At 68.4% G+C, this 12,637-nt stretch carries 13 protein-coding genes; 4 read left to right on the forward strand and 9 right to left on the reverse strand.

Features of this window, described 5'->3' with window-relative positions; translation table 11 throughout:
• Nucleotides 1-271 precede the first annotated feature (271 nt).
• Nucleotides 272-1,246 carry a stage II sporulation protein M gene (locus tag NM2_RS02795; RefSeq protein ID WP_067663512.1) on the reverse strand — a complete coding sequence of 325 codons (975 nt, stop codon included), beginning with the start codon at nt 1,244-1,246 and terminating at the stop codon, nt 272-274.
• Nucleotides 1,247-1,367: 121 nt separating this feature from the next.
• Here NM2_RS02795 and NM2_RS02800 point away from each other — a divergent pair, with 121 nt between their 5' ends.
• Entirely contained in the window at nt 1,368-2,219 is an 852-nt protein-coding gene (locus NM2_RS02800; RefSeq protein ID WP_067663515.1) for an RDD family protein, read from the forward strand.
• A gap of 15 nt (nt 2,220-2,234) precedes the next feature.
• Here NM2_RS02800 and NM2_RS02805 read toward each other — a convergent pair whose 3' ends face one another.
• Together NM2_RS02805 and NM2_RS02810 are read right to left on the reverse strand one after the other, a co-directional pair.
• Complete coding sequence (locus tag NM2_RS02805) at nt 2,235-2,579, reverse strand: HIT family protein (RefSeq protein WP_067663518.1); 345 nt, start codon at nt 2,577-2,579, stop codon at nt 2,235-2,237.
• A gap of 65 nt (nt 2,580-2,644) precedes the next feature.
• On the reverse strand, nt 2,645-3,610 hold the full coding sequence (locus tag NM2_RS02810) for an aminoglycoside phosphotransferase family protein (protein WP_067663521.1): 966 nt from the start codon (nt 3,608-3,610) through the stop codon (nt 2,645-2,647).
• A gap of 274 nt (nt 3,611-3,884) precedes the next feature.
• Here NM2_RS02810 and NM2_RS02815 point away from each other — a divergent pair, with 274 nt between their 5' ends.
• Nucleotides 3,885-4,445, forward strand: a complete 561-nt coding sequence (locus NM2_RS02815; protein WP_067663524.1) for a dihydrofolate reductase family protein — start codon at nt 3,885-3,887, stop codon at nt 4,443-4,445.
• Nucleotides 4,446-4,625: 180 nt separating this feature from the next.
• Here NM2_RS02815 and NM2_RS02820 read toward each other — a convergent pair whose 3' ends face one another.
• From NM2_RS02820 to NM2_RS02840, 5 genes are all read right to left on the reverse strand, one after another.
• Complete coding sequence (locus NM2_RS02820; RefSeq protein WP_067663527.1) at nt 4,626-5,942, reverse strand: DUF58 domain-containing protein; 1,317 nt, start codon at nt 5,940-5,942, stop codon at nt 4,626-4,628.
• Nucleotides 5,943-5,946: 4 nt separating this feature from the next.
• Nucleotides 5,947-6,930 carry an AAA family ATPase gene (locus NM2_RS02825; RefSeq protein WP_067663530.1) on the reverse strand — a complete coding sequence of 328 codons (984 nt, stop codon included), beginning with the start codon at nt 6,928-6,930 and terminating at the stop codon, nt 5,947-5,949.
• Nucleotides 6,927-7,997 carry a DUF4129 domain-containing protein gene (locus NM2_RS02830; protein WP_067663533.1) on the reverse strand — a complete coding sequence of 357 codons (1,071 nt, stop codon included), beginning with the start codon at nt 7,995-7,997 and terminating at the stop codon, nt 6,927-6,929. Before NM2_RS02830 ends, NM2_RS02825 begins: the two co-directional genes overlap by 4 nt.
• Nucleotides 7,994-8,917: a hypothetical protein gene (locus NM2_RS02835; protein WP_245717807.1), complete on the reverse strand. Its 924-nt coding sequence runs from the start codon at nt 8,915-8,917 to the stop codon at nt 7,994-7,996. Before NM2_RS02835 ends, NM2_RS02830 begins: the two co-directional genes overlap by 4 nt.
• Before the next feature lie 146 nt (nt 8,918-9,063).
• Nucleotides 9,064-9,714: a PhzF family phenazine biosynthesis protein gene (locus tag NM2_RS02840; protein WP_067663536.1), complete on the reverse strand. Its 651-nt coding sequence runs from the start codon at nt 9,712-9,714 to the stop codon at nt 9,064-9,066.
• Between the two features lie 665 nt (nt 9,715-10,379).
• Here NM2_RS02840 and NM2_RS02845 point away from each other — a divergent pair.
• Nucleotides 10,380-11,336 carry a LysR family transcriptional regulator gene (locus NM2_RS02845; protein WP_067663539.1) on the forward strand — a complete coding sequence of 319 codons (957 nt, stop codon included), beginning with the start codon at nt 10,380-10,382 and terminating at the stop codon, nt 11,334-11,336.
• A 3-nt stretch (nt 11,337-11,339) separates the two neighbouring features.
• A complete protein-coding gene (locus NM2_RS02850; protein ID WP_067663542.1) occupies nt 11,340-12,071 on the forward strand; it encodes an alpha/beta fold hydrolase in 732 nt (243 codons plus the stop codon).
• A 21-nt stretch (nt 12,072-12,092) separates the two neighbouring features.
• Here NM2_RS02850 and NM2_RS02855 read toward each other — a convergent pair whose 3' ends face one another.
• The gene (locus NM2_RS02855) at nt 12,093-12,629 is read right to left on the reverse strand and encodes an SDR family oxidoreductase (protein ID WP_084530416.1); all 537 of its coding nucleotides are present in this window, start codon (nt 12,627-12,629) and stop codon (nt 12,093-12,095) included.
• Between the last annotated feature and the right edge of the window lie 8 nt (nt 12,630-12,637).

Consider the following 12,637-nt stretch of genomic DNA (forward strand, 5'->3'; position numbering starts at 1 on the left):
GAGAGTTCGGGCAATGGTCGGATCAGTCGGTCCTGTCAACTGCATTTATGCCGACGCCACGCGTTTGCCGGAGGTGTCGGACACCCTGTCCGACATGCGGTTTTCGAGCCGCGGCCTATACGCCGGTCCCGCATGACGAGCATTGCGTCGCGATAACGATTGTGTAGAGTTGACGGTAACGCTGGCCGCAGCTGAGCTGGACTCGCTGCGGCCAGTGGCTCTCAAATTTCCCGCCTGGATCGTCCGTCCGGACGCCGCGGATCCCCTCTTGTCAACCGGCTGTGCGCCCGCTGGTAGCTGCCGACTCCCGCACCGCGCGCCGGCCCACGCCGAACACATAGGTCAGGAAGGCCAGCTCGGCCAGCACACCGATCCCGATCCGCACCGGGGCGGGCCAGCCGCTCGGCGTGATGAAGCCCTCGATCATGCCCGATACGGCCAACACGCCCACCAGGCCCAGCGCCACCGTCGCCGAGGCCCTGCCCTGCCGGGCCAGCGCCTGCGCGCGGGAGAACCGGCCCGGGTCGATCAGCGTCCAGCCCAACTTCAGACCCATGCCACCGGCCACGAAAACCGCTGTCAGTTCCAGCATTCCGTGCGGAAGGATGAATCCGAAGAAGGCGTCCAGGCGGCCCGCGTCGGCCATCAGACCCGCGGAGATGCCCAGATTGAGCGCGTTCATGAACAGCGCGTACACCGCCGGGATGATCAGCAGCCCCGTGAACAGGGCGACGGCGGAAACCCAGGCGTTGTGCGTCCACACCTGCGCGGCGAACGCCTCGTGCGGATGCTCGGAGTAGTAGGTCTCGAACTCGCCGCCCGGTCCGGTCAGATCGCGATTGTCATCGGACAGACCCAGAATCCTTCGGGCCGAACCGGATCCGGACACCCAGACGCCGAGTCCCAGGGTTACCGCCAGGAAGACCGCGGCCACGCCGAGCCACCACGCCCGGACGCGATACAGCGCCGCCGGGAAGGTGTGTGTGAAGAATCGCCCGACCGCGCGCCAAGCCTCGACCCTGGTGCCCAGCACCCGTCCACGCGCCCTGGTCAGCAGTGCGCTCAGGCCGCCGATCAACTCCGGATCCGGGGAATGCGACTGCAATCGGGACAGCTGCTGTGAGGTACGGCGGTACAGCGCCATCAGCTCATCGGCCTCGGCGCCGGACAGGCGGCGCTGCCGGGTCAGCTGATCGAGCCGATCCCAGGCAGGCCGGTTGGTATACGCATACGCGTCCACGTCCATCGGATACCTCCCGTACCGCCGATTCCGGCCGCTGATCGGATACGAGGCTAGCCTGTCGCACCGACAATCCGTTCCCGACCGGGACGACCCGGGCGCGCAACACGATTAGGCTGTCGAGATCATGGCCGTATTCACCACCGGCGAGGCCGTCGCCCTCGACTTGCCCATCGCGCGAATTCCCACGCGGGCCGCGGCGATGCTGATCGATCTGCTGTTCCAGGCGTCGCTGGGCGCGCTGCTGGTTCTGCTGATCGGCGCGGTCATGGCGGAGTTCGAGCCGGACACCGCCTGGTTGCAGACCGTGGCGCTGGTCGTCTTCGTCGCCGTCCTGGTCGGATATCCGGTCACCTGCGAGACCCTGCTGCGCGGGCGCACCATCGGCAAGATCGCGCTGGGCCTGCGAGTGGTCCGCGGGGACGGCGGGCCGATCGATTTCCGCCACGCGCTCACCCGCGGCCTGACCTGGGTCATCGTCGACTTCTGGAGCCTGGGCGGATTCGGCGTGGTCGCGGTGCTCACCTCGCTGTGCTCCCCGCGCGGCCGCCGCGTCGGCGACGTACTCGCCGGCACCGTCGTCGTCCACGATCGCGCGCGAATCCCCATGCCCGCCTTGGCCGTCGCCCCACCTTGGCTGCAGGACTGGGCACAGCACCTGGACCTGTCCGGCCTCACCGAGGACCTGGCCCTGCCCATCCGCCAATACCTCACCCGCTACCCGACCCTCACCTTCGAGGTCCAGTACACCCTGGGCACCACCCTGGTCAACGCGGTCTGCACCCAACTCCGCGTCCCCGTCCCCAGCGCCTACCCACCCCTGCAAATCCTCGGCGCGCTGATCTCCGAACGCCAACGCCGCACCCTGACCCGTCCCCAAACCCGTACGGCCACACCACTTCTCATCGGCGCCTCATCGTTCACCCCGACGCCGTTGGCCCCGGGACCTGCCGACACGTCCTGGACGCGTCCGGCCTGAACCCGCCGCCGACGACTACCGACGAGAAACGAACCGCGCCACACCTTCTCCCGCGGCGACATGCAGGTGAAGGTGCCGGTTGTGCTGCTCATCGCCGAGAGTGGTCAGCACCTGGCAACCACCATGTGCATCGACGAAACCTCGCGTGACCTCCTGCACGACCTGCAGCAGGTCAGCGCTCAGTCCAGGCTCCAACTCCAGCAGCGACCGAACATGCCGCTTCGGAACAACGATCACGTGATCGGTCCCGAACCCGCGAACCGGCGGGCGAAAGGCCAGCACCTGCTCGGTCTCTCGGACCACATCCACATCGATCAGCTTCGGGACGACCTCATCGCAATACCAATCCGGCTCTCGCATCTCCGCAACCCTACGACCGGGACCGAGATCGATTGGGAGAGCCGACTTTCGGCCCGCACGGTCGTTCAATCGAGTCTGGTCGCGGTTGTGGGCCTGGAATGGGCTGCCGCGGGTTGCTCGGCACGGCTGCCGAAATCGCGGTGTTCGGCGAGGATTTCGTCGATCAGGCGCCGGGTTCGGGTCTCGGTGCCGGGGGCCGAGGTGTCATGTTCGGTCAGGGTCAGCAGTGCTTTCCAGAGCGCCCAGCCGCGGGCTCGTGCCCACGTGCCGGTGTCGTGGCGGACGGTTCGGCGGAAGGCTTCTCGGCTTCGTCCGGACAGTTTCGTCCAGGCGAGGACGAGGTCGCAGGCGGGGTCGCCGACTCCGCAGGTGCCGAAATCGATGACAGCTGTGAGCTTTCCGTTGTCGATCAGCAGGTTTCCGGGGGCGATATCGCCGTGGAACCATACCGGACTTCGGTTCCATCGGCCGGCGACGGCGGTGTTCCAGACGGCGGTGGCCAGGGTGACGTCGATGCGATCGGTGAGAGAGTTCAGGCGGTCGCGGGTCTCCCGGTCGTAGTGGCTCAGTGAGCCGCCGCGATAGAAGCTGTGCGCGCCGGCCATCGGTGCACCGGCGGTGTCGCAGGCTTGCAGGGCACGGATGAATTCGGCGACCGAGACGGCGAATTCGGTCGGGTTGTCGATGCGGGCATGGTCGGCCGACTCGCCGGGGATCCAACGGCGCACCGACCACGGGAACCGGTATCCGAGGTCGGGAACGCCGACGCCGACGATGGTCGGAACCGAGGCCGGCAGCATGGGGGCAAGGCGCGGTAACCAACGGCTTTCCTTCGAGACCGCGGGCGCGTAATCGGCGGCGGTAGGCAGTCGCACTGTCTTGGCTTCGCCGAGGCGGTAGGTCCGGTTGTCCCAACCGTCGCTCGCCACCGGTGTCACCGATAGGTGCCGCCATTGCGGAAACTGTGCTGCGATCAGGGCCGCGACGAGGTCGGCGGTGATCCCCGCCCGGCCGTCCGCTGAATCAGCCATCGGGTCATCCTCGGGCCTGGTCGGCGGTCCCGGCAACCGATTTCCGACCGGACGGCGCGTGGCGTTGCGCGGTCTCTGCTTCGCACCTCAACGTGGTACCCGGCCGCACTGTCGCATCGATTCTCGTCGGCCCGCTGGCTCCCATGCCGACTCCGTTGCTTCGTGGAGTGTTGATGACGCTCGGTGTCGCCCCTGTCGCCAATGGGGGTCCGCGTCGGGGAAGTGGTGTAAGGATCTGTGGAGCGGGCTGTCCGTCTTCGTCGAGGAGGAGTTCATGTTGCGGGTGGTCTACTCGATGGGCGTGTCGGTGGATGGTTTCATCGCGGGGCCGGGGGACGACATCGGCTGGACCGCGCCTGATGCGGAGCAGTTTCGGTTTCATGTCGAGCAGACTCGGGAGATCGCCGCGCATCTGTGTGGGCGGGGGCTCTACGAGGCGATGCTGGTGTGGGAGACCGCTGAGGAGACGATGTCCGATGCGACGGAGTTGGAGTTCGCGCGGATCTGGCGGCCGATTCCGAAAGTGGTGTTCTCCCGGACGTTGACCTCGGTGGCGGGCAACGCTCGGCTGGCCACCGACGACATCACGACGGAGATCGATCGGCTCCGCGATCAGCCGGGCGAGGGCGTGGTGGCCATCGGCGGGGCGCACCTGGCCGCGGCGGCCATCGCCGAGGACCTGATCGACGAATACCGCCTGTTCGTCAACCCGATAGTGCTCGGTGGCGGGACCCCTTACTTCACGCCGTTCGCCGGATACCGCGATCTGCGGCTGATCGAATCCCAGACCTTCAACACCCACGTCGTCTACCTTCGCTACCAGCGCATACGCTGACCTCGGGCGTCGAGTCATACTTCCCGATATTTGCGCGCCCAGCCGTTCCAGCGGGAAGGTCGACGTCCGGGATCTGCCGCCATCGTCGATCGCCTCAGCCCTGTTCACCGGGCAGCGATCGACCGCATCCGCGGGATGGACATCGGCCATGGTCCGGACCGGCGTATTACGCCCGGCGGGTTACATGGCTCCGGATTTCTTCAGTTCGAGGTATTCGTCGGCCAGGGCTTCGGGGAGGCGGCTGGGTGAGGTGGCTACCACGTCTATTCCCTTGCGGCGCAAGGATTCCTGGACCAGGGCGCGTTCGGCGAGCAGGTTTTCGGCGGCGGCCGCGGTGTAGATCTCCGGGGTGCTGGCGCGGTGGGTGGCGGCGGTCGCTATATCGGGGTCGGTGACCGAGACGAGCAGCACTCGATGACGCTGGGCCAGGACGGGCAGGACCGGGAGGAGATTCTCCTCGACCATCGCGCCGTCGAGACCGGTGAACCAGACGACCAGGCTGCGGCGGCGGGCGCGTTGGACCGCGGCGCGAACCATGGCCTCGGTGTCGGTGTCGACCAGGGCGGGCACGATGCCTGCCAGGGCGTGCATCAGTTTGGGTTGCAGGCCCCGGCCGCTGCCGGTGCGGACCTCGGCGCGGACCTGACGGTCGTAGGCGAGCAGGGCCACGGTGTCTCCGGCCGCGGCGGCCAGTCCGCCCAGCAGGAGCGCGGCCTCGATACTCGTTTCCAGACGGGTGGCCTCGGCGCTGCCGGAGGTGCCGCCGCCGACCAGTCCGGCGCTGTATCGGCCGGTATCGAGCAGCAGCAGGACGTGCCGATTGCGTTCCGGACGCCAGGTGCGCACCAGGACGTCACTGGCGCGGGCGGTGGCGCGCCAATCGATCGCGCGCACGTCGTCACCGGCGACATACTCACGGAAGGAATCGAATTCGGCTCCCTGACCGCGGATGTTCACCACATTGCGGCCCTCGAGCTGCTGTAGCTGGCGGACCTTCGAGGCGAGGACGCGTTCACTGCGGAACGGCGGCAGCGCGCGCACGCGAGCGGGGACCTGCTTGCGGATCTGCCGTCCGGCCAGGCCGAGTGGGCCCAGCAGGCGAACGGTTACCGGTCCGGCCGCGCGATCACCGCGACCAGCTGGGGTCAGGGCGGTGACGAGTCTGGTCCGGGTGTTCGGACCGAGCTTCAGCCGGTGAGTGCGGCGGTCGGCGCGGACGCTGTCGGGCCAGTCGTCCCACAGCATGCCGCGCGCGGTGCGGTGGCCGCGGTTGGTCACCGTGAGTTCCACCGCGGCCTCGTACCCGACGCGCACGGTGGTCAGATCCGCGCGGGCGAGTTCCAGATCCGCGCCGCGGGCCGACGCACTCGCATCGATCACGATCAGCAGAGCCAGCAGCGCGGTCATCGCTACCACGCCCACCCACGAGGGCAGCACGACCATGACGAGCACCGCGGCGACCGCCGCGATCACGGCCAGTCGGCCGGTGACAACCATTGCGCTACACCGGAACCGGGACCGACAGCAGCAGCGAGGACATCACGGCCTCGGCCGTCACCCCGTCCAACTCCGCCTCGGGCCGCAGTTGCAGCCGATGACGCAGTGCCACGATCGCGACGAGTTTCACGTCGTCGGGAGTGACGAAGCCGCGTCCGTTGAGCCAGGCCAGCGCGCGGGAGGCGGCCAGCAGCGCGGTCGCGCCGCGGGTCGAGGCGCCGTGCTGCACCGCGGGGGATGTGCGGGTGGCGCGGCACACGTCGACGATGTACGCGAGCACCTCGGGACTCACCGCCACCCGCGCGACCGCGGCCCGCGCCGCGGTGATGTGCGAAGGCCCGGCCACCGGGTGCAGCCCGGCCGCGGTCAGATCGCGCGGATCGAATCCGGCGGCATGACGTTGCAGAATCCGGAATTCGTCCTCGCGTTCGGGCAGCCGGATGTCGACCTTGAACAGGAACCGGTCCAGCTGCGCCTCGGGCAGCGGATAGGTGCCCTCCTGCTCGATCGGGTTCTGGGTGGCGATGACCATGAACGGGTCGGGCAGCGGCTGCGGTGTTCCCGCGACGGAGACCTGCCGCTCCTCCATCGATTCCAGCAGGGCCGACTGGGTTTTGGGCGGGGTGCGGTTGATCTCGTCGGCCAGCAGCAGATTGGTGAACACCGGCCCGCGGCGGAAGGTGAACTCGGCCGAATGCGGATCGTAGATCTGCGATCCGGTGACGTCGCCGGGCATCAGGTCGGGGGTGAACTGGACGCGGGAGTGCTCGAGTTCCAGACCCATCGCCAATGCGCGCACCAGCAGCGTCTTCGCCACTCCCGGAACACCTTCCAGCAGGACGTGCCCGCGGCACAGCAGGGCCAGCACCAGGAACATGACCGCCTGGTCGTTGCCGACCACGGCCTTGCCGATCTCGGTGCGCAACGCGCCGAAGGCCAGCAGGGCGTCCTGCGCGGTCGGTGCGTGATTGGTCTCGGCCTGTGTCATGCGATCTCCGACTCGATTCGGTCCAGTTGTGCGGCAATCATTTCCAGGGTGGCGTCATCGGCCACCGGGCCGAACAGCACCGCACCCAGCAGGTTCGGGTCCGTGCGGGTGCGGGCGCCGACGGCCGCGATCACCCGATCCGGTGGTGCGTCGGCGGTCAGGCCCAGGATCGGGCGGATCCGGCGCATGGTGGCCGCGCGCAGTTTCGCCGCGGTGTGGTCACGATCGGACGATCTGCGGTACAGCGCGGCCTGACCGGCGAGCAGTTCGTTCGCCGCGACCTGGACCGGGCGTGGTTCGCCGACCAGCGCGCCGCGTCGGCGGGCCCGCCACCACACCACGATGGCGGCGCAGATCAGCCATTGCAGGCCGCCGTAGGCGAGCCAGTGCGGCAGCCGGTCGAAGATCGAATCATCGCCCGCGCCGCCCGGCCTAGGCGTCGGCGGTGGGGGCGGCGGTTCATCGGGGAACGGATTGTGCTGCGGCGGTGGGGGTGTCGGTGGGGCCTTCGGCGCGCCGGACAGGTGCAGCAGGACGTAGACGATCACCGCCAGAAGTACGACGCCCAGCACCGCGGCCCAGAACTTGGGGTTGCGCAGCAGTTCGGGCAGCGGCGGGATGCGCCATTGCCTCGGGCGGCTTTCGGGTGTGACCGTGTCGACCGGCTCGTCCGGTGGCGGTGGGGCGAGCGAGTAGCGGTCGGCGTGTTCCAGGAGACGGTATTCGGCCTCGGTGGCGGGACGGCCGCCGTAGACGACCTCGTCGAAATTGCGTGCCGCATCGGGAAGTTCGGTGGCCTGGGCGGTTGTCGCGGCATTCGCGGCGGTCTCCCGGGCGGTGCGGGAACGCTGGACCTCGAGCAGTCCGCCCTGTTCCAGACCGCGTACGACCGCGCGGAACCGCTCTCGCAACGCGGTGGTGAAATCGCTGTGCAGGGCGGCCTGTTCGGCGGCGCCGCGATGTGCGCCCGCCGGGCCGAGCTGCGGTGGCGGGGGCGCCGCGCCCGGATCCGGTTGTCCGGGAACGGATTCCGATTGCGGGAGGGGAGGCGGATCGTCGCGGCTCACCGCGCAGTCTCCGTATTACGGTGTGCCGGAACGGGAATGCGCACATCCCAAGCCTCGCGGCGGCAGCGCCGATCGATGTAGCCGACCACGCTGGTCGCCGAATCGACGACCTCGGCGAAGGCCGCGATCAGCAGGACGCTCGCGGTGGCCAGCACGATCACCGCCCAGCGGTGTGTACCGGAGAAATTCGAGACGAACAACGGCAGCCCGAGCAGCGGCACGGCGACCCCCAGCAGCAGCGCGCGCAGCGACGACCACAGCCCGGTGAGCCGCCATTCCGCCCCGGCGGCAAGGATTTTCGCCCTCCCCACGGCACCACCATACGATGCGGATTCCGCGAACAGCACCGGGACAACGCACATTCGCCGCGCCCGCAGCCAGCCCACCAGCGGTACCGCGCCGAGCACCCCGATGAACGCCAGGGCCAGGCCCACGGCCGGAACAAGCACGCCGATCACCGTATACAGCAGCCGATCGAGCACCAGCGGGCCGAACTTCTCGCCGAACCGGCGCAGCGCCGCACGCCAGGTGAGCGAACCACCCTGAATTCGCGCCACCCCGATCGGCACGGTGACTCCGCGCAGGAACAGCCGTAGCAGCCAGGCGGCGACGGCCGTGGAAAGGATTGCCGACCAGGCGGTTCCGGTATCCGAACCGTCGGTGAGGATGGAAAAGCCGGACGTTGTCGCGATGACCAGATCCTCGGCCAGCACCAGCCCGGCGACGACGAAGACGATCAGTTTCCGTACGTCCGCCTGAATCACCGCGAACGGCAGATCCACCGATTCCCGAAACGACAGCGGCCGCACCGGAATGGATTCGGCCCCGTCGAGCCCCGATATCGGCGCGCCGGACACCGCACTCGACCCGGTCCGACTCGGGGGCGGACCGGCGTGATCGGCGGCGGCAGCGGGAAACACGGGCCCGAGTCTAACCGTGATTCGCCGCCTGAAAACCTTTCCGCCGTACCCGCACCCCTTGCACGAATTCGCACCCCTTCCAGCGCACAACCGCACCCTCTATATGGGTTCGCCGCACCCCGACTACGCCTTGGGCGCGGCGGCCGTCATCGCCTGGCGTGCTGCCAAACCCGGCCGCCGACCTCGATCCAGCCGTCCGGCCGCGGATCGGTCATGATCTGCGATCCGCGGCCCTGCGTGATGGTCAGCGACCGTCCCAGAGCCGCGGTGAGCTGGATCGCGGCCGCGCCGGTCGCCTCGTCCTCATCGATGGCGTCACCGCGCCCCGGGAACGCGCGCGCCCGGACCCGCCCGGCCGCCTCGTCCTGCCAGGCCCACGCGTAGATCCACGCACCCGGCGGCGGCACCTCGAGCGCGTCCACCGCGGCGGCGGAATCGTATCGGCGCAGCGTGCGCGTAGGCGCCCACTCGGGACGTGCTGTGATCCAGGTGAATTCGCCGTCGTGCCGCACCCCGACCCGCCCTGACCTGGTCACGAGTTCGGCCGCGTCGAGCAGCCAGGCCGTCCCGACACACGGATGCCCCGCGAACGGCAGCCGCATCGACGGCGTCCAGATATCCATGACACCTCGCGCGGCGTCATCGAGAAATACCGTCTCGCTGAATCCCAGCTCCCGCGCCACCTCGAGCCGCCCGGCATCCGCCGGGACCACCGACCCGTCCCGAATCACCCCCAGCTCGTTCCCGAATTGCCCGCCGGGGCCACAGAACACGCGAACCACGTCGAAATCGATCACCCGACCAGTGAACCGCAAAACGAATGCCGATCAGAGCGGAACGATCTCCACCGTGTCGTCCAAGCCGCGGAAATCCACGACATTTCGGGTGAACAGCGGCAGGGACCGTGCCGAAGCGATCGCGGGATCAGCAAATCCATCCGTCGCGGGCGTGGGTCACGCTCCGCCGCGATCGTCAGAGCGACCAGAGAGCCGCAGCGAATGGCGGCGGCTTCGTCGAAAGGAAGTGGATCCAACTCGACGAGGGCAGCGCCCAGTTGTTCGTCTCGGGCTGCACGGGTTGCGGCGTCCTTTGCCATGACTACACATTTCAGGATTCCGATCCACCTGGACAAGAGGCCGGACAGGCGTCGATCGAGCTGTCGACGATAGGGGGTCGAACTGGACCCCGATGTAGCTGTCATCCTCCGTTCGAGCGATCCGGGCCATCGTTCGTATCGGCTCGAGTGCGGGCAGGATTCGCCTGCTGACGCCTTCGGTCGACCAGGTTCGGGTATCCGTGGACGAGTCTGAACGCACAACTCGAGATCCTGTCAGGGTGCGGCGAGGGTGATGCCGCGTCTGGTGCAGGAATGCGGGGTGGGTTCGCGTTGTATCACTTGGTTACGACGATTACCTGATTTCAGCGGGTGGATTTCGGTCCATCGTGGGAAGGTGCTGGGCCGATGACGCTTCGTCAGTACGAATACGCCCTGGCTGTTGCGGAGACGGGGTCGGTGACGGCGGCGGCGGAGTTGTTGCATGTCGCACAACCGTCGATGTCCCAGCAAATTCGGGGGTTGGAGCGGGAGCTCGGGGTGCAGTTGTTCGCGCGTACGCCAACGGGGCTGGTGCCGACCGTGGTCGGGCGGGCGTTTCTGCGGGAGGCGCAGGTCGCGGTGAGTGCATCGCGGCGGGCGCGGGCCACGGCGCGGGCGGCTGCCGACGAGCTCGAGGGAGAATTGCTGGTCGCGGTGCAGATGGGGTTGGGCACGCAGCAGTTGCCACGGGCGCTGGGGGCTTTGCGCAACCGGTTTCCCCGGTTGGAGGTGACCGTGTTCGAGGAGCCGAATCCGGCCGAGCTGGAACGCCTCGGGCGACGGGGTGTACTGGATCTGGTGCTGGTGGCCGCGCCGTGTGAGGAGGGTGCGGCGCAGGCTCACCACCTCGGTGACGAGGAATTCGTCGTGGTGCTCGGTGAGGGCCACCGGCTGCTCGCGGCGGAACGGGTCGACCTGCGGGAGCTCGAGGGGGAACCGTGGGTGCGGTTCGATCGGGACGGTGCGCTGGACGGTGTGCTGCGAGACGCGTTGCGGGACAACGAAATCGCCCCGATGACGGTCGCGCGGGTATCCCAGGCGGCGACGGCCGTGCGCTGGGCCTCGCACGGGATGGGGGTCACGCTCGTCCCGGCTTCCGCTGTGCCGCACGGATACTGCCATCTCGCGCGCCCGGTGTCGCCGGTCGTATCCCAGCCCGTCGTCGCCGCGGTCCGGCGCGATCCCGGCCCCGCGGAGCGGGCATTGCTGGAACTTCTGCTGCGCGAGGACTGGTGCCGAGCCGTCCCCGAAGACGTGCTGCGCGCCTCTTCGAGCGCCGTTGTCGAGCACGGGAATAACCGCGGCCCCGCCCGTGTCGGATGAGCCATGACCTTCGTACTCGTGCACGGCGGCTGGTTCGGCGGATGGTGGTACTCCGAGCTGGCATCCGAATTGCGCCGACACGGACACGACGCCTACGCGGTGAGCCTCACCGGAGTCGGTGAACGCAACCACTTGCTCACGGCAGCAACGAATTTGGACACCCATATCGAGGACGTCCGCGCGGTGCTCGAGTACGAGCGGATCGACGACGCGATCCTGGTCGGGCACAGCTACGGCGGCATGGTGATCACCGGCGTGGCCGATCGTGCCCCCGAACGGGTGGCGGCGCTGGTGTACTCCGATGCCTATGTCCCCGAGGACGGTCAGTCCTGCTTCGAGCTCACCTCCGAGATGTACCGGCGGAGGTTCCTCGAGGGGGCCGCCGCGGACGGTTTCGCCGTGCCGCCGGGCCCCGGGGCCGACCCGCGCGCGACCAGCCATCCGCTCGCCTCGTTCCTTCAGCGGATTCGGCTGGATGGTCGTGCGCGGGAGGACATTCCGCGCGAATACATCTATCTGTCCGGGTGGGAGGGCACGCCGTTCACGGAGGTGTACGAGCGGTTGCGCGACGACCCGAAGTGGCGTACCCACACGCTTCCCACCGGGCACAATGTTGTCGCGGAGGCGCCCGAGGAGTATCGGGAACTGTTGCTGGACATCGCTGTTCGGGTTAAGCAACCGCATGGGACCGGCGACGGGCCGGATCGCCCGGGCGTCCGGACCGGTGGAAAGTAGCGTCGCCGGGGTCGGTGTGGTTCAGAGTTGGGTCGCGCCTCCGTCCACGACGAGTTCCGCGCCGGTGGTGTAGGTAGCCTCGAAGGCGAGAAATGTTGCTGCCCTGGCAATTTCGTCGGATGTTCCGAAACGTCGCATGGGATTGGCGGCGACCACCGGAGCCTTGAATCGCGCGGCGGCCTCCTCGGACACGCCGTTCTCCAGAATTCCCGTGTCGACGGGGCCGGGGCCGATCGCGTTGACACGGATGCGGCGCGGGAGCGGATCGGCGGCGAGAGTGCGCGCCATCGAGCGCACGGCCGCCTTGCCCGCCGAGTACACGCTGGTCGACGGAAGGCCTGTGACGTTCGCGTTCGAGGTGGTCAGGACGATGCCCGCGCCCGTTCTCAGCAGTGGGGCGAGCTTCTGCACGGTGAAGAACGCGCCCTTGACGTTGATCGCGAACAGTTCGTCGTACTCCTGCTCGGTGGTCTCCTCGAGGGATGTGGCCCGCGCGATCCCCGCATTGACGAAAAGTGCTTGGAACGTGCTGAATTCGTGCTCGGCGCGGTCGGCCAGCCGCCGGT

Source organism: Nocardia miyunensis NBRC 108239 (genome assembly GCF_001613065.1).
In the GTDB taxonomy this organism is placed as follows: domain Bacteria; phylum Actinomycetota; class Actinomycetes; order Mycobacteriales; family Mycobacteriaceae; genus Nocardia; species Nocardia miyunensis.

What these genes read in the sequence shown, in the direction of transcription:
- NM2_RS02800 (WP_067663515.1), top strand. Translation starts at nt 1,368, where the DNA reads ATGGCCGTATTCACCACCGGCGAGGCCGTCGCCCTCGACTTGCCCATC.
- NM2_RS02820 (WP_067663527.1), bottom strand. Translation starts at nt 5,942, where the DNA reads ATGGTTGTCACCGGCCGACTGGCCGTGATCGCGGCGGTCGCCGCGGTG.
- NM2_RS02815 (WP_067663524.1), top strand. Translation starts at nt 3,885, where the DNA reads ATGTTGCGGGTGGTCTACTCGATGGGCGTGTCGGTGGATGGTTTCATC.
- NM2_RS02825 (WP_067663530.1), bottom strand. Translation starts at nt 6,930, where the DNA reads ATGACACAGGCCGAGACCAATCACGCACCGACCGCGCAGGACGCCCTG.
- NM2_RS02850 (WP_067663542.1), top strand. Translation starts at nt 11,340, where the DNA reads ATGACCTTCGTACTCGTGCACGGCGGCTGGTTCGGCGGATGGTGGTAC.
- NM2_RS02805 (WP_067663518.1), bottom strand. Translation starts at nt 2,579, where the DNA reads ATGCGAGAGCCGGATTGGTATTGCGATGAGGTCGTCCCGAAGCTGATC.
- NM2_RS02810 (WP_067663521.1), bottom strand. Translation starts at nt 3,610, where the DNA reads ATGGCTGATTCAGCGGACGGCCGGGCGGGGATCACCGCCGACCTCGTC.
- NM2_RS02845 (WP_067663539.1), top strand. Translation starts at nt 10,380, where the DNA reads ATGACGCTTCGTCAGTACGAATACGCCCTGGCTGTTGCGGAGACGGGG.
- NM2_RS02795 (WP_067663512.1), bottom strand. Translation starts at nt 1,246, where the DNA reads ATGGACGTGGACGCGTATGCGTATACCAACCGGCCTGCCTGGGATCGG.